This window comes from Achromobacter sp. (genome assembly GCF_032102605.1).
Lineage (GTDB): Bacteria > Pseudomonadota > Gammaproteobacteria > Burkholderiales > Burkholderiaceae_B > Achromobacter.
Genome location: NZ_DAMDGT010000008.1, coordinates 34,368 through 55,397, shown reverse-complemented (window position 1 = coordinate 55,397; position 21,030 = coordinate 34,368). Strand labels below are relative to the sequence as shown.

17 protein-coding genes and 1 pseudogene are annotated in these 21,030 nt (G+C 64.8%); 12 read left to right on the top strand and 6 right to left on the bottom strand.

The genetic code is table 11. From position 1 onward, the window contains the following. Positions 1–7: 7 nt before the first annotated feature. Genes cydX through RT614_RS18360 form a run of 4 tightly spaced genes read left to right on the top strand, consistent with a single transcriptional unit; the run spans position 8 to position 4,181 of the window. The gene (gene cydX, locus RT614_RS18375; RefSeq protein WP_043546919.1) at positions 8–133 is read left to right on the top strand and encodes a cytochrome bd-I oxidase subunit CydX; all 126 of its coding nucleotides are present in this window, start codon (positions 8–10) and stop codon (positions 131–133) included. Further along, entirely contained in the window at positions 130–1,878 is a 1,749-nt protein-coding gene (gene cydD, locus RT614_RS18370) for a thiol reductant ABC exporter subunit CydD (RefSeq protein ID WP_409558491.1), read from the top strand. Before cydX ends, cydD begins: the two co-directional genes overlap by 4 nt. Continuing rightward, positions 1,875–3,572, top strand: coding sequence for a thiol reductant ABC exporter subunit CydC (gene cydC / locus RT614_RS18365; RefSeq protein WP_313623570.1), 1,698 nt, complete (start codon positions 1,875–1,877; stop codon positions 3,570–3,572). The genes cydD and cydC overlap by 4 nt, the downstream gene beginning before the upstream one ends. Before the next feature lie 54 nt (positions 3,573–3,626). Continuing rightward, positions 3,627–4,181, top strand: coding sequence for an adenine phosphoribosyltransferase (locus RT614_RS18360; RefSeq protein WP_313623569.1), 555 nt, complete (start codon positions 3,627–3,629; stop codon positions 4,179–4,181). Between the two features lie 5 nt (positions 4,182–4,186). On the opposite strand, the gene RT614_RS18355 is transcribed toward RT614_RS18360, so the two are convergent. Further along, positions 4,187–5,077: a LysR family transcriptional regulator gene (locus tag RT614_RS18355; RefSeq protein ID WP_313623568.1), complete on the bottom strand. Its 891-nt coding sequence runs from the start codon at positions 5,075–5,077 to the stop codon at positions 4,187–4,189. Between the two features lie 382 nt (positions 5,078–5,459). Here RT614_RS18355 and RT614_RS18350 point away from each other — a divergent pair. After that, positions 5,460–5,839: pseudogene (locus RT614_RS18350) on the top strand (DUF4148 domain-containing protein). A gap of 426 nt (positions 5,840–6,265) precedes the next feature. After that, positions 6,266–7,378, top strand: coding sequence for a porin (locus RT614_RS18345; protein ID WP_313623567.1), 1,113 nt, complete (start codon positions 6,266–6,268; stop codon positions 7,376–7,378). Positions 7,379–7,538: 160 nt separating this feature from the next. Here the strand turns inward: RT614_RS18345 and ilvA are convergent, their stop codons facing one another. Further along, positions 7,539–9,083, bottom strand: a complete 1,545-nt coding sequence (gene ilvA, locus RT614_RS18340; protein ID WP_313623566.1) for a threonine ammonia-lyase, biosynthetic — start codon at positions 9,081–9,083, stop codon at positions 7,539–7,541. Positions 9,084–9,143: 60 nt separating this feature from the next. On the opposite strand from ilvA, the gene RT614_RS18335 reads away from it, so the two are divergent. The 4 genes from RT614_RS18335 (at position 9,144) to RT614_RS18320 (ending at position 14,939) form a co-directional block, all read left to right on the top strand. Continuing rightward, complete coding sequence (locus RT614_RS18335; RefSeq protein WP_313623565.1) at positions 9,144–9,680, top strand: YqaA family protein; 537 nt, start codon at positions 9,144–9,146, stop codon at positions 9,678–9,680. A 132-nt stretch (positions 9,681–9,812) separates the two neighbouring features. After that, entirely contained in the window at positions 9,813–13,772 is a 3,960-nt protein-coding gene (locus RT614_RS18330) for an FAD/FMN-binding oxidoreductase (protein ID WP_313623564.1), read from the top strand. A 295-nt stretch (positions 13,773–14,067) separates the two neighbouring features. Next, positions 14,068–14,511 carry an Hsp20/alpha crystallin family protein gene (locus RT614_RS18325; protein ID WP_313623563.1) on the top strand — a complete coding sequence of 148 codons (444 nt, stop codon included), beginning with the start codon at positions 14,068–14,070 and terminating at the stop codon, positions 14,509–14,511. Positions 14,512–14,543: 32 nt separating this feature from the next. Further along, positions 14,544–14,939 (top strand): Hsp20/alpha crystallin family protein, encoded by a 396-nt coding sequence (locus tag RT614_RS18320; RefSeq protein ID WP_313623562.1) that lies wholly within the window; start codon positions 14,544–14,546, stop codon positions 14,937–14,939. A 93-nt stretch (positions 14,940–15,032) separates the two neighbouring features. Here RT614_RS18320 and RT614_RS18315 read toward each other — a convergent pair whose 3' ends face one another. Next, on the bottom strand, positions 15,033–16,001 hold the full coding sequence (locus tag RT614_RS18315; RefSeq protein WP_313623561.1) for a tripartite tricarboxylate transporter substrate binding protein: 969 nt from the start codon (positions 15,999–16,001) through the stop codon (positions 15,033–15,035). Between the two features lie 156 nt (positions 16,002–16,157). Next, positions 16,158–16,877, bottom strand: coding sequence for a YggS family pyridoxal phosphate-dependent enzyme (locus tag RT614_RS18310; protein WP_313623560.1), 720 nt, complete (start codon positions 16,875–16,877; stop codon positions 16,158–16,160). 201 nt (positions 16,878–17,078) lie between these two features. Here RT614_RS18310 and RT614_RS18305 point away from each other — a divergent pair, with 201 nt between their 5' ends. Then, on the top strand, positions 17,079–18,320 hold the full coding sequence (locus RT614_RS18305; RefSeq protein ID WP_313623559.1) for a PLP-dependent aminotransferase family protein: 1,242 nt from the start codon (positions 17,079–17,081) through the stop codon (positions 18,318–18,320). Positions 18,321–18,493: 173 nt separating this feature from the next. Then, positions 18,494–19,510, top strand: a complete 1,017-nt coding sequence (locus RT614_RS18300; protein ID WP_313623558.1) for an amino acid ABC transporter substrate-binding protein — start codon at positions 18,494–18,496, stop codon at positions 19,508–19,510. 113 nt (positions 19,511–19,623) lie between these two features. Here RT614_RS18300 and RT614_RS18295 read toward each other — a convergent pair whose 3' ends face one another. Together RT614_RS18295 and RT614_RS18290 are read right to left on the bottom strand one after the other, a co-directional pair. Further along, positions 19,624–20,103, bottom strand: a complete 480-nt coding sequence (locus RT614_RS18295; RefSeq protein WP_313623557.1) for a hypothetical protein — start codon at positions 20,101–20,103, stop codon at positions 19,624–19,626. Beyond that, a complete protein-coding gene (locus RT614_RS18290) occupies positions 20,100–21,008 on the bottom strand; it encodes a hydroxymethylglutaryl-CoA lyase (protein ID WP_313623556.1) in 909 nt (302 codons plus the stop codon). Before RT614_RS18290 ends, RT614_RS18295 begins: the two co-directional genes overlap by 4 nt. Positions 21,009–21,030 lie beyond the last annotated feature (22 nt).

Genomic DNA, 21,030 nt, shown 5'->3' with positions numbered 1-21,030 from the left:
TCTCACCATGTGGTATTTCTCGTGGATCCTGGGCTTGGGCCTGGCGTGCGCATTCGCCATTCTCAATGCAATGTGGTTCGAGCTGCGCGAGGGTCATACGCATGATCCGCGCGCCAGCCGCGACGACGAGTGAGCGGCGGCGCAAGCAGCCTCGAGCACGATCCGTCGGCGTCCCTGCAGAAGCCGCCGCGCGAGCAGTCGCGGTGGCTGATGGGGCTGGCCAGGACAGCGCGTTTCCCGCTGATTCTGGCGGGCGCGGCGCCGCTGTTGGCCGGCGCCTTGCTGGTCGTTCAGGCCTGGCTGCTGGCCAGCGTGCTCGATTCGGCGATCGTCGGCCAGGCGCCGCGGCACGAGCTGCTGGGCGGCATCCTGGGCATTGCAACGCTGATGCTGGTACGTGCCTGCATCAGTTGGGCGGGCGAGCGGGCGGGGGCGGATGCGTCCGAGCGCATCAAGCGCCATGTGCGTCAGTCGTTGTTTCGCCGGCTTGTGCAAAAGGGCCCCTACTGGAGCCGAGGCAAAGCCTCGGGCGAACTGGCAAGCGCCGTGGTGGACCAGGTCGAGGCGCTGGACGGCTTCTTCGCCAAGTATCTGCCGGCAATGGCCGCGGCTGCGATGCTGCCGGTGGCCTTTTCGGTCGTGCTGCTGCCAGTGGACGTGATTGCCGGCCTGGTGCTGTTGATCACGGCGCCGCTGATTCCGCTGTTCATGGCGCTGGTGGGGTGGGGCGCGCAGGGCGCCAGTCGTCGCCACTTGCGCGCCTTCGCGCGCCTGTCCGGTTTTTTTGCGGACAGGTTGCGCGGCCTGTCCACGCTCAAGCTGTATGGCCGGGCGCAAGCCGAGGCCGAGTCGGTCGTGGCCGCCAGCGACGCGCTGCGCCAGCGCACGATGTCAGTGTTGCGCATCGCGTTCCTGTCTTCCGCGGTGCTTGAATTCTTTGCCGCCCTGGGCGTCGCGGGCGTCGCGGTTTACATCGGCCTGACGTACCTGGGGTTCCTGGACGTGCGCTGGACGCCGCTGACCTTGCAGGCCGGCTTGTTCTGCCTGCTGATGGCGCCGGAAGTCTATGCGCCGCTGCGCCAGTTCGCGGCGCATTATCACGACCGTGCCACGGCGCTTGCCGCCGTCACGCAGATCGCCGTGTTGTTCGACGGTTTGCCGGACGAAGCCGCCGAGCCTGCCGACAGAAAGGGCGGTGCGCCCGCGCGGACGGAGCGGGGCGCCGACCTCGCCATTTCCGGCCTGCGGGTGGACGCGCCTGGCCGAGGCCAGGCTGTGCTGTCGGACGCAGCGCTCGCGCTGGCGCCGGGCGAACACCTGGCGCTGATGGGGCCCAGCGGCATTGGAAAATCCACGCTCATCGAGGCCATCGCGCGATTGCGGCCGGCCAGCGGCGACGTTTGTATCGACGGCCTGCCCCTGGATCAATGGAATGAAGCCGCGCTGCGGCAGCGGGTTGCGCTGATCGGCCAGCGGCCCCAATTGCTGGCCGGCTCGATCGCCGACAACATCCGGCTTGGCCGGCCGGATGCCACGGACGCACAGGTGCAGGATGCCGCTCGCCGCGCCTGTGTCCTCGAATTTGCGCAGGTTCTGCCGCTGGGGCTGGATACACCGCTGGGCAGCCGGGGCCACGGCCTGTCAGGGGGGCAGGCCCAGCGTGTCGCGCTGGCCCGGCTATTTCTGCGCGACCCTGGCCTGATCCTGTTGGACGAACCCACGGCGCATCTGGACGACGCCACGCAGGCTCGGGTGCTCGACGAGATCCTGGCGTTCTCCGCCGGCCGCACCTTGTTGCTGGCGACGCACTCGCCCGCGGTGGCCGCCCGGTTTTCCAGGGTGGCGCGCGTGGCGCGTGGCAGGGTGGAAGACGCATGAAGAACTTGTTGTTGCTGCTGCCCTTGTATGCGCGGCGTAAAGGCGGGCTTTTGCTCGCATTGTTCTTCGCGCTTGCCACGGTGGCCGCTGGCGTGGGGTTGTTGGGCGTGTCAGGTTGGTTCCTGACGGGCGCCGCGCTGGCCGGGGCGGGCGGCGTTTTCAATCTTTTTGCGCCGTCCGCGCTGGTCCGCGGCCTATCCTTCCTGCGGATCGTTTCGCGTTATGCCGACCGGGTGGTTGGCCATTCGGCCACCCTGCGCCTGCTGGCCGACCTTCGTGCAATGGTGTTCGCCGCGTTGATCCGACTGACCCCGCGCCAGCTCGCCCGATATCGCAGCGGCGATCTCGTGGCGCGCATGACGGGCGATGTCGATGCGCTGGACACGGTCTTCCTCTTCGTCCTGGCGCCACTGGGCACGGCGATCCTGGCAGGCGCGGTGCTGACGGCCGTGCTGGGGCAGTGGGTGCCCGCCGCCGCCCTCGTGTTTGCGCTGGCGTTGCTGACCGCGTGCGTCGCGGTGCCCTTGTGGCTTTTGCGCGCGGCGCGCAAGCCGGGCGCGTCGGCCCAGGAAAGCGCGGCGGGCCTGCGCGCCGCCACGCTGGACGCAGTGGATGGCCATGCGGACATGGTCGCGCTGCACGCGCAGGACCAGACGCTGGCGCACTTCGAAAGCCTGTGCGAGGCCAGCGCGCGGGCGCGACACAGCCAGGCGCGGGTGGCGGTTCGGGGGCAATGGTTCCTGCAGGTGGCCGCCGGAATTGCTGTGCTGGCGCTGTTGTGGTTCGGGCTTGACGCGCACCAGGCGGGGCGCATCGAAGGTCCGATGCTTGCAGGCCTGTTGCTAGCGGTGATCGGCATTTTCGAAGTGGCCGGCCCGATCATGCGGGGCGCCTCGCGCATGGGGTCGGCGATGTCTGCCGCATCTCGCATCCGCGAGATCACACAATGCGAGCCCGACATGCGCGATCCGGCGACGCCGCGCGCGTTGCCTGCCAACGGCGCTCTCGAGCTGGATGGCGTGCGCTTTGAGTATCCCGCCCGCACGCCCGGTTCAAGCACGACTGTGCTGGAAGACCTCAGCCTGCGGATCGAACCCGGCGAACGGGTGGCGATCGTGGGCGCCAGCGGGGCGGGCAAATCCACCGTGCTGCATCTGCTCTTGCGGCTCGAGGATCCGCAGGCCGGTCACGTACGCTTTGGCGGCTGCGACGCCCGCGACTGCGCGCAGGCAGACTGGCATCGCCGGATCGCCTTGCTGTCGCAGGACTCGCCACTCTTCCTGGGCACGCTGCGCACCAATCTGCTGATCGGTGATCCCGACGCCGACGACGCCGCGCTGTGGCGCGCCCTGGACGCCGCGAGGCTGGGAGACTTCGTGCGCGGCCTGCCCGACGGACTGGATACCTGGGCGGGTGAAACCGGCTCGCAGCTGTCGGCGGGGCAGGCCCGGCGGCTTTGCCTGGCGCGTGCACTGCTGGCGCAGTCCGCCGTCATCGTGCTGGACGAGCCGACGGCAGGGCTGGACGCCGCCGCCGAGACGTCGTTCTTCGCGGATCTCGAGGACGCGGTGCGCGGGCGCACCGTCGTGCTGGCCACGCATGCGGCATTGCCTCCCGGCGCAGTACATCGTTGCGTGGTGTTGCGCGATGGAAAACTGCATGACTTGTCATCGCACGCGCCAATCCTGGCTTAAGCGCGGCGGCGCGGTTATAGTTCGCCTTGCTTCAATTCTTCAGGGCCGTTCCTCATGCAGACCGACAACGCCGAGTACATCCGGCGCACCATCCGCAGCGTTCCGGACTGGCCCCAACCCGGTGTCACCTTCCGCGACATCACGCCGGTGCTGCAGGATCCTCGTGCGTTCCGGGTCCTGATCGATCTCTTCGTTTACCGCTACATGCGTCAGCGCCTGGATCTGGTGGCGGGCGTGGATGCGCGCGGTTTTATCGTGGGCAGCGTGCTGGCCTACGAACTGAACCTTGGATTCGTGCCCGTGCGCAAGAAGGGCAAGCTGCCGTACCGCACCGTCGCCGAGGAATACTCGCTGGAATACGGCAACGCCGCAGTCGAAATGCATACGGATTCCGTGCGCACCGGCCAGCGCGTCCTGCTGGTGGACGACCTGATCGCCACCGGCGGCACGATGCTGGCGGCCATCAAGCTCCTGCAGCGGCTGGGCGCCAACGTGGTCGAGGCCGCCGCCATCATCGACTTGCCGGATCTGGGCGGCTCCGCCAAGGTTGCGGCCACCGGCACGCCGCTTTACACAGTCTGTCAGTACGGCGCCGGCTCGGCGCCTTGACGCGGCTATGCGTCCGACAGCCGAGGCTGGATGAAATCCAGGAAAGCCTTGGTCTTGGCGGGCAGCATGCGAGAGGGCAGCAGCGCGAAGAGCGGCAGGGGCGTCAGGCTCCATTCGGGCAGCACGCGCACCAGACCTGCCTGCTTGATGGCGCGCTCCATCGCATCGAACACCAGAAGCGGCGTGATGCCCAGGCCGTGCCCGGCCAGGCGTCCCAGCATGCCGACATTGTTGGCCGACAAGCGGCCCGACACCTGCACGCGTTCGACTTTGTCGCCCGAATGAAGCATCCAGAAGGATGACTCCTCGCGCATCGTTGGCCGCAGGCATTCGTGATGGGTGAGATCCGCGGGGATGCGCGGTTCGCCATGTCGCGCCAGGTATTCAGGCGACGCGTACAACTGGTGAGCCATCAGCACGATCTTGCGTGAAATCAGGCTGGAATCGGGTTGCTGGCCAAATCGCAGGATCAGGTCGAACGGATTGCTGATCGGGTCGATCGGACGCATGCTCAGATCGAAGTCGCATTCGATTTCGGGGTGTTGTTCGCGGAATTCGCGGATCACCGCCGGAAGAAACAGTTGCGCCAGGCTGGTGGGCAGGGAAATGCGCAGGCGCCCCTTCGGTTGCACCGCCATGTCCAGTAGCTGGTCGTGCGCGATGCGCGCTTCTTCCACAATGTGTCGGCAGCGCTCGAAATAGATGGCGCCCGCTTCGGTAAGGTCAATCTTGCGCGTGCTGCGATTGAGCAGGCGCATGCCGACGCTGCGCTCCAGTTCGCTCACGCGGCGCGAGAGCGTGGATGTCGGAATGTTCAGGGCCTCGGCGGCGTGGCTGAAGTTCTTGCGCTTGGCGACTTCGACGAAGAGCGCGATGTCGTTAAGCTGAATGTCCATGGGGCCCTCGAGACTCAAAATTCCATATCTGGCAGAGTCGTATGATAAATGGAATTATTGTCCCGCCAGCAGAAATGTCTATTTCTTCACGGTGCACAACACTTCCATTTACTGGAATGTCCCTTCTCGGTGGCCTAGCTTGCGGGAAACTGAATGCCCGCAAGGCTTGCCGCCATTGGGTCGGGCGCAGGACAAGGTCAAGACATGCGCATGCAATGCTGATACGACTTGCAATTGTCCCATTCTTGCAAATATGTTCACCAAAATAAGGGTTTTTACTAAGCTCCAATCGCCAGATACTTCGTCCCAGCAATCAAATTGTCATATCGCAGCCGTCAGCCTGGCGGACGACGATGTGCAAGTTTAGGATGGAGTCATCTCAATGAAAGCCCTAGCTACCGCACTCAGGTTTCCGCCACCCTGGTGGGTATGTCCGCCGCTCACGCCGATGGCAAGACGCGTGAGCAAGTCCAACAAGAACTGCAGGCCGCCAAGGCCGCGGGCACGGTCACGTTCGGTGAACTGGACTACCCGCCCGCCGTCGCGCAAAACACCAGCCTGTCGCGTGACCAAGTTCAACAGGAACTGCAAAGCGCCAAGGCTGCCGGCCAGGTCACTTCCGCCGAACTGGACTATCCGCCCAAGACCGTTGCGCAATCCGCCGGCAAGAGCCGCGATCAAGTCCGCCAGGAACTGGCCGACGCCAAGGCCCGCGGCGAATACACGTTTGGTGAACTGGATTACCCGCCGAAGGGCCGCTAATCGGCAGGACCGGATATCGGTCGCCCGGAAGGTCAAACAAAAACCCCTTGTGACGCCGAGGGGTTTTTTTCTGCTCGCAGGCTACGAGTGTCGCTTTTACGCCGCAGAAATTGTTCGGTCCACCTCACAACTCTTGTCGGCCTGATTGGGGCAAGCGCATGATCCGAACAGAGGCGCCGCCTCATTGCGAGCAATGATTCATATTGGTTATCAAGGCATTAGCGTCCATCCGTGCAGCATCTTCGATGTCAGCACGGCGTCATTATCCCAACCATGGAAAGTAGTTCCTCGAAATCCTGGTTACTGCGATGCGCTGCAAGCTGGACACTAGATTTAGTGCATGGCCGCGAATGGTTACACAGCGGCCGGTGGACACCCGACTGGTGTCCGCCATGTGCCTTTCATCTCGCCATTTTGGGGACTTATATGAAGAAGACGCTATTGGCCGTCGCGCTGGTGACCGGCTTTGCCGGCGCCGCGCAAGCCGCCGACTCCGTGACGCTCTACGGCTTGATCGACGCCGGTGTCGGGTACGAAAAAGTGAAGTTCAAGGGTGACTCGCAAAGCCGCTTCGGCGCTGTGCAAGGCGTGAGCAGCGGTTCGCGCTTCGGCCTGCGCGGCACGGAAGACCTGGGCGACGGCCTGCGCGCCGTGTTCACCCTGGAAGGTGGTTTTGGTCCCTTGAACGGCAAGTCGCTGCAAAGCAACCGCCTGTTCGGCCGCCAAGCCACCGTGGGCCTGGACAGCGATTCGTGGGGCCGTCTTGAATTCGGCCGCCAGACGAACCTGGCCTCCAAGTACTTTGGTTCGATCGATCCGTTCTCGATCAGCTACAACACCGCCAACATGGGTACCACGTTCGGCAGCGCAAACACGATGCGCCTGGACAACATGGTGCTGTACCAAACCCCGAGCCTGAGCGGCTTCAAGGCTGGCGTGGGCTATTCGTTCAGCGCGGACGACACGGTCAGCGACACGACGCAGACCGGGTTTGCCACGGGCAACAACAACCGCGTGCTGACCGTCGGTATGCAATACGTCAACGGTCCGCTGAATCTGGCCGCCTCGTATGACCGCTTCAACCCGTCCAACAACCGCGTCGGCGGCAAGGACGCCGCGCGCATCCAGGAATACATCGTCGGCGGTTCGTACGACTTTGAAGTCGTGAAGCTGGCTGCTGCTTTCGGCCAGACCCGCGACGGCTGGTTCGTCGGCCAGAACATGGGCACCACGCCCGAGGGCATGAACAACCTGGGTTCGTTCAAGCTGGCTGATGGCTTCCGCGCCAATTCGTACATGCTGGGCGCGACCGTGCCGCTGGGCCGTCACGCCGTGTTCGGTTCGTGGCAGCGCGCCACCGCCAGCAACGACAAGCTGACGGGCGACGACGCGACGTTCAACGTGTACAGCCTGGGCTACACGTACGACTTCACGAAGCGCACCAACCTGTACGCGTACGCCTCCTACGGCGACAACTACGCGTTCCAGCACGACGCCACCGACACCGCCGTCGCCATCGGCGTGCGCCACCGTTTCTAAGCAACGGAACGTCCGGCTGGACCTTGCTGAATGCGCGGCCCATCTCCGTGGGCCGCCGAGTGACAGCGAACCCCCCCCTATTTGGGTTCAGCCGGGCGTGACTTGAGCAAAGAAGGGAAGGGCCTCCGCAAGGAGGCCCTCTCGCATTCTGGCGCCCGCCCTACAGGAAGAGCTTGTACGCGGGGTTGTCGGTTTCGTTCCAGTGGGGATAGCCCAGTTCCGCCACGAAGTTGCGAAACTGTTTCTTGTCCGCGGGCGGCACCTGGATGCCGATCAGGATGCGTCCGTAGTCCGCGCCCTGATTGCGGTAATGGAACAGGCTGATATTCCAGTCGGGATTCATTGCATTCAGGAAACGCATCAGCGCGCCCGGACGCTCCGGGAATTCAAAGCGGTACAGCAATTCATTGCGCGCCAACGCCGACCGACCGCCCACCATGTGGCGCAGGTGCGTCTTGGCCATTTCGTCGTGCGTCAGGTCCAGCGTGTCGAATCCGTGACGGCGGAAGTTGGCGGCGATCTTGTCCGGCTCGTTGGCAGACGACACCTGGATGCCGACGAAGACGTGGGCGCGGTCCGCGTCCGAGATGCGATAGTTGAACTCGGTGACGCTGCGTTCGCCGACGAGCTCGCAGAAGCGGCGGAAGCTGCCGCGCTGTTCGGGCATCGTGACCGCGAAGACGGCCTCGCGCATTTCGCCGACTTCTGCCCGTTCGGACACGAAGCGCAAGCGATCGAAATTCATGTTGGCGCCACAGGCGATGGCCACCAGGGTCTTGCCCTTCAGGTGATGGTCGGCGGCATATTGCTTGGCGCCCGCCACGGCCATGGCGCCGGCCGGCTCCAGCACGCTGCGCGTGTCCTGGAACACGTCCTTGATGGCGGCGCAGATGGCGTCGGTATTGACCACCACATAGTCGTCCACGTACTTGCGCGCCAGCTTGAAGGTTTCCGCGCCCACCATCTTGACGGCCGTGCCGTCCGAAAACAGGCCCACGTCGTTCAACTGGACGCGCCGGCCCGCGCGCACGCTGCGCAGCATGGCGTCCGAATCCTCGGTCTGCACGCCGATGATCTTGATTTCCGGACGGAGCTGCTTGATGTACGCGGCCACGCCGGCAATGAGGCCGCCGCCGCCGATGGCGACGAAGATCGCGTCGATGGGGCCGGGGTGCTGGCGCAGGATTTCCATGCCCACCGTACCCTGGCCGGCGATCACGTCGGGATCGTCGAAGGGATGGACAAAGGTCAGCTTCTCTTTCTTTTCCAGGATCTGCGCGTGGGCGTAGGCGTCTGAAAAGCTCTCGCCGGCCAGCACGACCTCGCCGCCCAGCCGCCGGACTGCGTCGATCTTCACCTGCGGACTGGTGGTGGGCATGACGATGACCGCGCGGCAGCCCAGGCGGCTGGCGGCAAGCGCGACGCCCTGCGCGTGGTTGCCGGCAGATGCCGCGATGACGCCGCGATTGCGCGCCGCGGGGCTGAGATTGGCCATCTTGTTGTACGCGCCGCGCAGCTTGAAGCTGAACACCGCCTGGGTATCTTCACGCTTGAGCATGACCGTGTTCGATATCCGCTGGGACAGCAGGGGCGCCGTTTCAAGCGGAGACTCGACCGCGACGTCATAAACCTTGGAAGTCAGGATGCGTTTCAGATAATCAGTGGACATGGGCCGCGCGCAAGAGCAAGAGTGGGGACTGGCCAAGATTATTGCAGGGAAATGCGTGTCGCCTTCCCGCTGGCACGCGGCTACACTGCCCCGACCATGGAAGAAAGTCTCTTATCCGCAGTTCACTGGCTGCTGGGGGTGCTGGCGCTGCCCTCGGTGGGCTTGTCGGCCATCTTCACGGTTTCGCTCGTGTCGGCAACCTTGCTGCCATTGGGCTCCGAGCCCGCGGTGTTCGGGTATATCAAGCTTTCACCGGACATGTTCTGGCCCGCCATCCTGGTAGCGACGGCCGGCAACACGGTGGGCGGTGCGATCAGCTATGCCATGGGCCTGGGCGCGGAAAAGGCCGTCGAGCGCTGGAAGGAAAAACACCCGCATCCGCACCCCAACGCCTCCGAAGGCGGGCGTATGCATGGCCGCTGGCACAAACGCGCCCACGATTGGCTGCACCGGATGGGACCGCCGGCGCTGCTGCTGTCGTGGCTACCCGCAGTGGGCGACCCCTTGTGCGCGGTGGCGGGGTGGCTGCGCCTTCCATTCTGGCCCTGCGTCTTCTACATGACGATCGGCAAATTCATGCGCTATCTCTTCATGACCGCCGGACTGCTCTGGTTCTTTCCCGGGAAAATCTAGGGCCAGCACCGTAATAAATAAGGGACGCATAAGGCTGTCCGCAACACGCTTTTGGACGGCTTGGCAAGGATATTAGGGGTCAAGTCAGGACAATGGCATAAAATACTTTTTTAAGGGCCCCCTCTTGCCGCCATGAACGCCCCACTCGCCAGCCACATCTTGAACGGGGCGATGCCGCCCGCAACGCCCGCGCGCTTGCGCGAAATCCCCTACAACTACACCTCGTTCTCCGACCGCGAAATCGTGGGCCGGCTGCTCGGCGAAGACGCCTGGAGCCTGCTGAGCGATCTGCGCGGGGAACGCCGTACGGGCCGTTCCGCGCGGATGCTGTACGAAGTGCTGGGCGATATCTGGGTGGTTCGCCGCAATCCCTATCTGCAGGACGACCTGCTCGACAACCCCAAGCGCCGCAAGCAGCTCATTGAAGCCTTGCATCACCGCCTGGGCGAAATCGACAAGCGCCGCGAGCCCGGCGCGCCGGCCGAGGCGGGGCACGACCCCCATCGCGATGAAAAGGTCGTCGGCCTGCTGGCGCGGGCGCGCTCGGCCATCGCCGCCTTTGAAGGTGAATTCGACCAGACCGCCATGATGCGCAAACAGGCGCAGAAGGTGCTGGGCCGCATCACGGCGCGCGACAACATCAAGTTCGACGGCCTGTCGCGTGTTTCCCACGTGACCGACGCGACCGACTGGCGCGTGGAATACCCGTTCGTCGTGCTGACGCCCGATTCCGAGGACGAAATCGCCGCGCTGGTCACCGCCTGTATCGAACTGGGTCTGACCATCGTTCCGCGCGGCGGCGGCACCGGCTACACCGGCGGGGCCATTCCGCTGACCTGGAAGTCGGCGGTCATCAACACCGAAAAATTCGACAAGCTGGGCAAGGTCGAGTCCTGTATCCTGCCCGGCCTGACGGAACCCGTGGCGGTCATTCACGCCGGCGCCGGCGTGGTCACCAAGCGAGTGTCCGAAGCGGCTGAAGCGGCCGGATTCGTCTTCGCGGTGGACCCCACGTCCGCCGAGGCCTCCTGCGTGGGCGGCAACATCGCCATGAACGCGGGCGGCAAGAAGGCCGTGCTGTGGGGCACGGCGCTGGACAACCTGGCCTGGTGGCGCATGGTGGATCCGGACGGCAACTGGCTGGAAGTCACGCGCCTGGACCACAACATGGGCAAGATCCACGACGTCGAGGTGGCCCGCTTCGAACTCAAGTGGTTCGACGGCAAGGGCAAGCCGGGCGAACGCCTGCTCAAGACCGAAACACTGGAAATCCACGGCCGCGTCTTCCGCAAGGAAGGCCTGGGCAAGGACGTCACCGACAAATTCCTGGCCGGCCTTCCCGGCATCCAGAAGGAAGGCTGCGACGGCCTGATCACGTCGGCGCGCTGGGTGCTGCACCGCATGCCGCGCCACACGCGCACCGTCTGCATGGAGTTCTTCGGACAGGCGCGCGATGCGATCCCGTCGATCGTCGAGGTCAAGGGCTACCTGGACGGCGAGGGCAAGGAACGCGGCGCCATCCTGGCCGGCCTGGAGCACCTGGACGAACGCTACCTGCGCGCGGTGGGCTACGCCACCAAGAGCAAGCGCGGCGTGCTACCCAAGATGGTCCTGATCGGCGACATCGTCGGCGATGACGACGACGCGGTGGCTGCGGCCGCCAGCGAGGTCGTGCGCCTGGCCAATACACGGCACGGCGAAGGCTTCGTGGCCGTCAGCCCGGAAGCGCGCAAGAAGTTCTGGCTGGACCGTTCGCGCACCGCTGCGATTGCGCGCCACACCAACGCCTTCAAGATCAATGAAGACGTCGTGATCCCGCTGCCCCGCATGGGCGAATACACGGACCACATCGAACGCATCAACATCGAGCTGTCCACCAGCAACAAGCTGAAGCTGCTGGGCGAGCTGGATGCCTATCTCTGTACGCCGCTGCCGGTGGGCAAGGCCGACGATGCGGACATCGAAGTCACTCGCGCCGAAGTGCTGGCCGAACGCACGCGCCAGGCGCTGGAGCTGCTGGCCGCCACCCGCCAGCGCTGGCAGTGGCTGCTGGACAACCTGGATCTGCCGTTGGGCGAGGCGCTGCCCCAGCTTGAAGGGCTGGGCCTGGGCGACCTGCGCGACACCCTGACGAACCGCCTGGCCGCGCAACCGGCCGCGCGCGTGTTTGACGTGGTGCAGGATCGCACGATCCGCGTTTCCTGGAAGACCGAGGTCCTGGCGGGCTTGCAACGCGCCTTCTCGGGCGCGTCCTACAAGAAGATCGTCGATGAGCTGGTGGCCATCCATGGCCGCGTGCTCAAGAGCCGCGTGTTCGTCGCGCTGCACATGCACGCCGGCGACGGCAACGTGCACACCAACATCCCCGTCAACTCGGACGACTACGAAATGCTGCGCGAGGCCCATGCGGCCGTTGAACGCATCATGCAGATCGCCCGCGACCTGGACGGTGTGATTTCCGGCGAACACGGCATCGGCCTGACCAAGTACGAATTCCTGACCGAAGCCGAACTGGCGCCGTTCCAGGACTACAAGCGCCGCGTGGACCCCAACGGCCACTTCAACGCCGGCAAGCTCATGCCAGGCGCCGATCTCCGCCATGCCTGGACGCCCAGCTTCAACCTGATGGGCCACGAGTCGCTGATCATGCAGCAGAGCGACATCGGCGCCATCTCGGAGTCCATCAAGGACTGCCTGCGCTGCGGCAAGTGCAAGCCCGTGTGCGCCACCCACGTGCCGCGCGCGAACCTGCTGTATTCGCCGCGCAACAAGATCCTGGCGACGTCCCTGCTGGTGGAAGCCTTCCTGTACGAAGAACAGACCCGCCGCGGCGTCAGCCTGAAGCACTGGGAAGAGTTCGAGGACGTGGCCGACCACTGCACGGTCTGCCACAAGTGCTACAACCCCTGTCCGGTCGACATCGACTTTGGCGACGTGTCCATGAACATGCGCGCCGTGCTGCGCCGCATGGGCCGCAAGTCGTTCAATCCGGGCACGGCCAGCGCCATGTTCTTCCTGAACGCCAAGGACCCGGCCACCATCAACGCCACCCGCAAGGCCATGGTGGGCGTGGGCTACAAGGTGCAGCGCGCCGCCCACGACCTGTTCTCGGGGCTGGTGAAGAAGCAGACCGCCAAGCCGCCGGCCACGGTGGGCAAGCCGCCGCTGCGCGAGCAGGTCGTGCACTTCGTGAACAAGAAGATGCCCGGCGGGCTGCCCAAGCAGGCCGCCCGCAAGCTGCTGGACATCGAAGACGCGAACTACGTGCCGATCATCCGCGATCCCAAGGCCACCACGGCCGACACGGAAGCGGTGTTCTACTTCCCGGGTTGCGGTTCCGAACGATTGTTCTCGCAAGTAGGCCTGGCCACGCAGGCCATGCTCTGGCACGCGGGCGTGCAGACGGTGCTGCCTCCGGGTTATCTGTGCTGCGGCTATCCCCAGCGCGGCAACGGCATGACGGACAAGGCCGAGCAGATCATCACCGACAACCGCGTGCTGTTCCACCGCGTCGCCAACACGCTGAACTACCTGGACATCAAGACGGTGGTGGTCAGCTGCGGCACCTGCTACGACCAGCTCGCCGGCTATGAATTCGAAAAGATCTTCCCGGGCTGCCGCCTGATCGACATCCACGAATACCTGCTGGAAAAGGGCATCAAGCTGGAAGGGGCCAAGGGCGTGCGCTACATGTACCACGACCCCTGCCATACGCCCATGAAGCTGCAGGAGCCCATGAAGACGGTGCGCGCGCTGGTGGGCGATGACGCAGTCAAGAGCGACCGCTGCTGTGGCGAATCCGGCACGCTGGCGGTCACCCGGCCGGACATCTCCACGCAGATCCGTTTCCGCAAGCAGGAAGAACTGCTCAAGGGCGACGCCGCCGTGCGCAGTGATGGCTTCACCGGCGACGTGAAGGTCCTGACCTCGTGCCCGTCCTGCCTGCAAGGGCTGTCGCGCTATGAAGGCGACACCGGCATGGAAGCGGACTACATCGTGGTCGAGATGGCCCGCCATATCCTGGGCGAAGGCTGGATGGAAGACTACGTGCGCCGCGCCAATGCGGGCGGGATTGAACGGGTCCTGGTTTAGTCGACGACCCGCGCCATCAAGACCGCGGCCAGTGATGGCCGCGGTTTTTTTTGCGCGTTGCAAGGTCACGTTGCACGGCATTCGATACCCGGGCTTCAGGCTCACAGCGGTCTTCCCCGCCTCGTCGTTGAATGGGGGCGCGGACTGAGCGGTGCGATTACGCGACTCGCGCTCTGGCTCTTGAAACCCAAAAAACCGCTCCCATACTCGGGATGAAGCGATCAGACCTGCGGTCGTGGTTGTGGCGATTGCAAGGCGTCTGTATCGGTCCGTTTTTTCATTCGAGGAGACTCTGATGAGCAACTTTCCTTTCAGTGACAGCGGCTTTGCGTCCGCCTTCAACGCCATCCAGGAACACATGGACCGCGTGCTGCGCGGGACGGCTGCACCGGCTGCCTTGCGCGCGCAGCCGCAGACTTACTTTCCTCCCGTGAACGTCGGCGTTTCACCCGACTCCATCGAGGTCGTCGCGTTTGTCCCGGGCATGGACCCGGAGGGCCTGAACGTTTCTATCGAAAAGGGCCTGCTCACCATCGGCGGCGAACGCAAGGCGCAGGAGCTTCCGGAAGGCGGCCGTTACTACGCGCGTGAACGCGCGCAAGGACGCTACACGCGGGTGATCGAACTGCCCGCGGATGCAGACCCCGACAACGTACAGGCCCGCTACACGGACGGCTGCCTGGCCATCTCCGTCAAGCGCAAGGAATCGTCCAAGCCGCGCATCGTGACCGTGCAGTGATCCACCAACGCAACCGCATAGGAGTATCGATCATGAATGAACGCAAAGAATTGACCGTGCCCGCGGAAGCGGCCGTTTCCGACAAGCGCGACGCGCGCGGCGTGACCGTGCCGGCCGTGGATATTTTCGAGGACAAAGAGGGCATCACGGTGCTTGCCGACCTGCCCGGCGTGTCCAGGGAAAGGCTGCGCATCAACGTGGAAGCTGACGTGCTGCAGATCGAGGGCGAGGCCTCGGTCGAGACGCCCGGCGACCTGCGGCTGGTGCTGGGCGAAATGCGCGCGCCGCTGTTCCGCCGCGCCTTCCGGCTGGGACAGGAGTTCGACCGCGCGCAGATCAACGCCAGCCTGAAGCAAGGACTGCTTACGCTGCGCATTCCGCGCGTTCGCGAAGCGCAGCCTCGTCAGATCCCTGTCGTGGCGGGTTGATCCCCACGTGGCCAGGGCGCCTGGCGGCGCCCAAAAAAAAGCCGCGGTCAGTGAGACCGCGGCTTTTGCCGTCATAGACGCGGGCTGGAGCGCTTACTCCAGCTTGATGTTCGCCTTTTTGATCACGTCCGCCCAGGCGCTGCGCTCCTGGTCGGCGTAGGCCTTGAAGTCCTGGGCCGACATGGGCATGGGGATGACGCCCATGTCCAGCATCTTCTGCGACACGGCCGGCGACTTCAGCGTCGCGTCCAGATCGGTCGACAGCTTCTTCACGACCGTCTCGGGCAGACCGGCCGGTCCCACCAGCCCCTGCCAGGCATAGGCGGTGAAGTTGGCGACGCCCTGTTCGGCCATGGTCGGCGTGTCGGGAAGCACCGGCACGCGCTCCGGCGTGGCGGCGGCCAGCACGCGCAGCTTTCCGGCCTTGACGTTGGGCAGGCCCGAGCCAAGGTCGATGAACATCATGTCCACCTGACCGCCCAGGAGATCCTGGATGGCGGGCGCGGCGCCCTTGTAGGGCACGTGCAGCACGTTGGCGCCCGTGCGCTGCTTGAAGAGTTCCAGCGCCAGGTGATGCGGCGATCCCGCGCCGGCGGAGGCCGACGTCAACTTGCCCGGTTCTTTCTTGGCCGCCGCGATCACTTCCTCGACCGTCTTGTACGGCGAATTGACGTTCACGGCCAGCAGCAGCGGGAATTTGGCGATGCCGCCGATGTAGGTGAATTTGGCGGGGTCGTAGGACAGCTTGGCGTACAGCGACGAATTGAAGGCCAGGGTGCCCGAGTCGGCCGTGCCCACCAGGTAGCCGTTGGGTTCCGCCTGGGCAATGGCCGTGGCGCCGATGATGGTGCCGGCGCCCGGGCGGTTCTCGACCACGATGGTCTGGCCCAGCGCCTTTTCCAGGCTGCTTGCCACGGTGCGTGCAACGACGTCGGTGCCGCCGCCGGCGGGGTAGGGCACGATCCAGCGAACGGGCTGGGTGGGCCAGGATTGAGCGGAAGCCGCGGTGGCGGCCAGCGACAGGGCGGCAAGCGCCAGCAGGCGCTTAGCGTGCTTGTGCATGGAGTGTCTCCTCGTGCGGGGTATCGTGAGCGCGGCGCCTGCGTCGTTGATCGACGTCAATTTGCACCGCATTTTTTTTGCGTCGCTATTATGCCTTGCGCCCACGCAAAAAGGAGCCCGTCTGTTGGGCTCCGTCAAGCTGCCACACCAGGGGCTTTACTGCGGATCGGGGTAGGTTCGCGCGCCAAAAATCGCCGAGCCGATGCGCACTTCCGTCGATCCTTCCTCGATCGCCAGTTCGAAATCGCCGCTCATGCCCATTGATAGGCGGTCCAGCGAAATGCCGGGGATGTTCTCCTGCGCCAGGCGGTCGCGCAGTTCGCGCAGGGCGCGAAAGCAGGCCCGCACTTCGGCGGGTTCGGGGGAGTTGACGGCCAGCGTCATCAACCCTTGCACCCGCAGCGTCGGGAACTCCGTGGATATTCGTCGCAGAAAGGCAGGCACTTCGTCGGGCGCCATGCCGTACTTGCTGGGCTCGGATGAGGTCTTGACCTGCACCAGCACGTTCAGGGTCCGGCCCTCGTTTTGCAGCCGGCGATGGAGGGCTTCCGCCAGATCCAGGCGATCCAGCGATTGCACCTCGGCGGCATCCCGGGCGGCGTCCTTGGCCTTGTTGGTCTGCAAATGGCCGATCAGCACCCATTGCAGCCCTTCGCCGGCCAGCGCGGTGGCCTTCTGGCGGATTTCCTGTGTTTTGTTTTCCCCGAAACGGTTCAGGCCCAACGCCATGGCTTCGCGGATTGAGGCTTCACCAAAGGTCTTGCTGACAGGCAGCAGCGTCACGCTGCCATCGGGCCGGCCCGCGCGTTCGCAGGCCTGGGCGATGCGATGCTGGATCTGGGCAAGGCGCCCGGCCATGGTGTCTTCGGCGGTCATGCAGCTCTCTTGCAGGAACAGGATGTCCCATAGTGTAGGACGTGCCTTGAACCTTCCGCCACGCGGGGCGTTTCCGCCGTTGACCCTGTGTAATCGGCAGGCTTAGAATTTGCGGAGATTTGTTTATATTTCAAAGTTCTATGCCGTCCGGCGCCGCCTGTCAGGCGACACGGTTTCCTCTCTTCCCAGGCCCCTTTCGCCATGTCCAGTGCAGCGCCCGACTACGTCTTTGCCACGCCGTTCCTGAATCCCCCCGCATCCCCCATCCGATCGCTCATGCCCTACGCCATGCGTCCGGGCACCATTTCGCTGGCCGGCGGTTATCCCGCGCAGGAATTGTTCGACGTCGACGGCCTGTCGATCGCGTCGACGCAGGTCATGGCGCGCCTGGGCGCCTGCCTGCAGTATTCCAACATCGACGGCCAGGCCAGCCTGCGTCATGAACTGGCGCGCCTGTCCGCGGAGCGTGGCCTGCATTGCAACGCCGACACCGAACTCGTCGTGACAGGCGGGTCCCAGCAGGCGCTGGCGCTGCTGACGCGGGTCATGCTCCAGCCCGGCGATCACGCCATCATCGAATCGCCCGCCTTTCCGAATTCCGTCCAGGCGCTGCGCTATACGGGCGCAACGGTGCATACCGTGCCCTCGGGCCCCGATGGGATCGACGTCGACGCCCTGGATGAACTGGCGGCGCGCGTCAAACCCAAGATGGTCTGCGTGGTGGCCTCGTTCTCGAATCCCTGCGGCGCCACCATCTCGCGCCAGCGCCGGCTGCGACTGCTGGAACTGGCCGTCAAGCACCGCTTCCTGATCGTCGAGGACGATCCCTACAGCGAACTGCGCTTTGCCGGCGAGGCCGTGCCGCCCATCGCGGCCCTGGCCGAGGGCGAGGCCCGGCATTGGGCGGTATACCTGGCCAGCATGTCCAAGACCATGGCGCCGGCGCTGCGCATCGGCTGGCTGGTCGCGCCGCCGGAAATCCGCCGCCGCTGCGTCGCCGCCAAGGCGGCCGATGACATGGCGTCCTCGGCCTGGATCCAGGAAGTCGTGGCGCAATACCTGGCCAATGGCCGCTACGACGAACACGTGCCGCGCATCCGCGCCGCCTATGGCCTGCGTTGCGACGCCATGGCCACTGCACTTGCGCGCGAACTCGATGGCCGCATCACCTTCAGCAAGCCCGAGGGCGGCATGTTCTTCTGGGCGCGCCTGACCGGCGACGTGGACGCAACGCGCCTCCTGCCCTACGCTATCGAACACGAGGTCGTTTACGTGCCAGGAAAGGCGTTCTATGCCAATGCGGCGCAAGCGGACCTGTACGCCATGCGCATGTCGTTCGCCACCATGAACGAAAGCGAGATCGCGCAGGGCATGGTCCGCCTGGGCCGCGCGCTGGATGCGTGCCAGGCCAACGAGCCGGTTTCGATCTCGCTGGCGGCTTGACGGCGCGCAGCGTCTCGTTCGCCGCGCATTGCTATCCTTCCTGTGCATGGCCGCCGGCGCGCGCCGGCGGCATACCTAAATAAGCGCTCGTTATTTGGCGGGGGCGCTTCATGTCTATAAGCTTCTTGCCTCGGCGCGCCTTCGCGCCCGGTAGCAGAACAGGAATCCAGGTCATGAACATTGCAAAAGGGTTGGTGGGCGCGGCGCTCTTGATGGCGGCGGCGCAAGGTGCGCAGGCGGCGACGCTGGACGTCGTGAAGCAACGCGGCGCCGTGGCTTGCGGCACGACCACGGGCTTTGCGGGCTTTTCGGCGCCCGATGCGCAAGGCAAATGGCAGGGCCTGGACGTGGACCTCTGCCGCGCCATCGCCGCCGCAGTCTTCGGCGATGCAAACAAGATCAAAGTGGTGCCGCTCAACTCGCAGCAGCGCTTCACGGCGCTGCAATCCGGCGAAGTGGACGTGCTGACGCGCAACACCACCGTGACGCAGCAGCGCGACACCGCTTTGGGCATCATCCATGCCGGCATCAACTTCTATGATGGCCAGGGCTTCCTGGTACCGAAGTCGCTGGGCGTGAATAGCGCCAAGGAAATCAACGGCGCCACCATCTGCCTGCAGACCGGCACCTCCAACGAGAACACGCTGGCCGACTGGGCGCGCGCCAACAACGTGACCTACAAGCCCGTAGTGATCGAGACCTTCAACGAAGTGGTCAACGCCTTCGCATCCGGCCGTTGCGACGTCTTCTCCACCGACGCATCCGGCCTGGCCTCGATCCGCATCTCCAAGCTGCAGAACCCCGACGATTACGTCGTGCTGCCCGAGATTATCTCGAAGGAGCCGCTTGGCCCGTTCGTGCGCCAAGGCGACGACGCCTGGCTGAACATCGTGCGCTGGTCGCTGTCGGCCATGATCGAAGCCGAGGAATACGGCGTAACGTCCAAGAATGTCGACGAACAGGCCAAGAGCGCCAACCCCAACATCAAGCGCATCCTGGGCGTGACGCCCGGTGGCGGCGCCAACCTGGGGCTGGACGAAAAGTGGGCCTACAACATCGTCAAGCAGGTGGGCAACTACGGCGAAAGCTTCGAGCGCAACGTCGGTGAAGGCAGCCCGTTGAAGATCAAGCGCGGTTTGAATGCGCAGTGGACGCAGGGCGGTTTGATGTACGCGCTGCCGATCCGATAACACCAGGCATCGCGCGAGTCAGACACCGGTGTGTGTCTGACTCCGGCTGACGTATCGACCCGGCCCAGTGCCATGGCTAGAAAGGCCTGCGGGCCAATCAGACACGCCAGAAGTCAGCTGCCTGAAGATTTGTAGACCTGCGCAATCTTCACGAATGCGGCGCGCAGCTCGCGTGTGCCGCCCTGGAAGATCACCGGCTTGCCTCGGTGCGTGAAGATGACCAGTCGCTTCGAAAAGACCATGGGCACGAAGCGCGCGTAGCGCACGTCTTCCCATGCGACCTCGCGCCGCGTGAACCACGTTTGGCGAAGCCCGTGGTCGTCGATGGTGGTGATGGAAGTCTGCATGTGCCACGACACGAACAGCAGGCCCACGAAACACAGCACCACCACCACTGCCAGCAGGGTGTCAAAAGGCTGCGAGGGCGCGCGGATTGCGGTGGTCACCACCTGCACGCCGAGGATCGCCAGGATGACCCAGGTCAGGATGCGCACCCAGTCCGGCCATGCCTGGCCCGCCAGAGGCAGCGGGCCGATGGCGCGGAGCAGCGCCGCGAGATCCTCGGGCGCCGGAGTGGCAGTGGGAGTGGTCATGCGGCCCGTTTGGCGGCGATTGCATTGCCGGCGCGGCTAGAGCCCTTGCGGCTCAAGTGCGCAGACATCCATTGCCCGATGTCGACCACGGCGTCGAAATCCACGCCGGTGTCGATGTCCAGGCCGCGCAGCATGTACAGCACGTCTTCGGTCGCGACGTTGCCGGTGGCGCCCTTTGCGTAGGGGCAGCCGCCCAATCCGGCCACCGAGGTGTGGAAAATCGAGATGTCGGTCTCCAGCGCCGCGAGGATGTTGGCGAGCGCCTGGCCATAGGTGTCGTGGAAATGGCCCGACACGCGCGCCGGATCCACGACCCGCGTGACGGCGGCCATGACTTCGCGCACGCGCTTGGGCGTGCCCACGCCGATGGTGTCGGCCACGTCGATCTCGTCGACCTGCATCGCCAGATAGCGCTGCGCGACGTCCACCACGGACTCGATCGGAACTTCGCCCTGGTAGGGACAGCCCAGCGCGCAGCTGATGCTGCCGCGCACGCGAATGCCGGCTTCGCGCGCGGCCTGGACCACGGGTTCGAAGCGCGCGATCGATTCGGCGATGGAGCAATTGATGTTCTTTTGCGAAAAGGCTTCGCTGGCGGCGCCGAAGATCACGATTTCGTCAGCGCGCGCGGCCAGTGCGCCCTCAAAGCCCTTCATGTTGGGCGTCAGCACGGAATAGATCGTGCCGGGGCGGCGCTCGATGCGCGACATCACGTCGGCGCCGTCGGCCATTTGGGGCACCCATTTGGGCGACACGAATGAAGCGGCTTCCACATTGGGGAAGCCCGCTGCGGTCAGGCGGTTGACCAGTTCCACCTTGATGTCGGTGGGAACGAATTCCTTTTCATTCTGCAGACCGTCGCGAGGCGACACCTCGACGATCTTCACGCGGGAGGGCAATGCCATGTCTCTTCCTGTATCGGTATGG

What these genes read in the sequence shown, in the direction of transcription:
- cydX (WP_043546919.1), top strand. Translation starts at nt 8, where the DNA reads ATGTGGTATTTCTCGTGGATCCTGGGCTTGGGCCTGGCGTGCGCATTC.
- cydC (WP_313623570.1), top strand. Translation starts at nt 1,875, where the DNA reads ATGAAGAACTTGTTGTTGCTGCTGCCCTTGTATGCGCGGCGTAAAGGC.
- RT614_RS18360 (WP_313623569.1), top strand. Translation starts at nt 3,627, where the DNA reads ATGCAGACCGACAACGCCGAGTACATCCGGCGCACCATCCGCAGCGTT.
- RT614_RS18355 (WP_313623568.1), bottom strand. Translation starts at nt 5,077, where the DNA reads ATGGACATTCAGCTTAACGACATCGCGCTCTTCGTCGAAGTCGCCAAG.
- RT614_RS18345 (WP_313623567.1), top strand. Translation starts at nt 6,266, where the DNA reads ATGAAGAAGACGCTATTGGCCGTCGCGCTGGTGACCGGCTTTGCCGGC.
- RT614_RS18335 (WP_313623565.1), top strand. Translation starts at nt 9,144, where the DNA reads ATGGAAGAAAGTCTCTTATCCGCAGTTCACTGGCTGCTGGGGGTGCTG.
- RT614_RS18330 (WP_313623564.1), top strand. Translation starts at nt 9,813, where the DNA reads ATGAACGCCCCACTCGCCAGCCACATCTTGAACGGGGCGATGCCGCCC.
- RT614_RS18325 (WP_313623563.1), top strand. Translation starts at nt 14,068, where the DNA reads ATGAGCAACTTTCCTTTCAGTGACAGCGGCTTTGCGTCCGCCTTCAAC.
- RT614_RS18320 (WP_313623562.1), top strand. Translation starts at nt 14,544, where the DNA reads ATGAATGAACGCAAAGAATTGACCGTGCCCGCGGAAGCGGCCGTTTCC.
- RT614_RS18315 (WP_313623561.1), bottom strand. Translation starts at nt 16,001, where the DNA reads ATGCACAAGCACGCTAAGCGCCTGCTGGCGCTTGCCGCCCTGTCGCTG.
- RT614_RS18310 (WP_313623560.1), bottom strand. Translation starts at nt 16,877, where the DNA reads ATGACCGCCGAAGACACCATGGCCGGGCGCCTTGCCCAGATCCAGCAT.
- RT614_RS18305 (WP_313623559.1), top strand. Translation starts at nt 17,079, where the DNA reads ATGTCCAGTGCAGCGCCCGACTACGTCTTTGCCACGCCGTTCCTGAAT.
- RT614_RS18300 (WP_313623558.1), top strand. Translation starts at nt 18,494, where the DNA reads ATGAACATTGCAAAAGGGTTGGTGGGCGCGGCGCTCTTGATGGCGGCG.
- RT614_RS18295 (WP_313623557.1), bottom strand. Translation starts at nt 20,103, where the DNA reads ATGACCACTCCCACTGCCACTCCGGCGCCCGAGGATCTCGCGGCGCTG.
- RT614_RS18290 (WP_313623556.1), bottom strand. Translation starts at nt 21,008, where the DNA reads ATGGCATTGCCCTCCCGCGTGAAGATCGTCGAGGTGTCGCCTCGCGAC.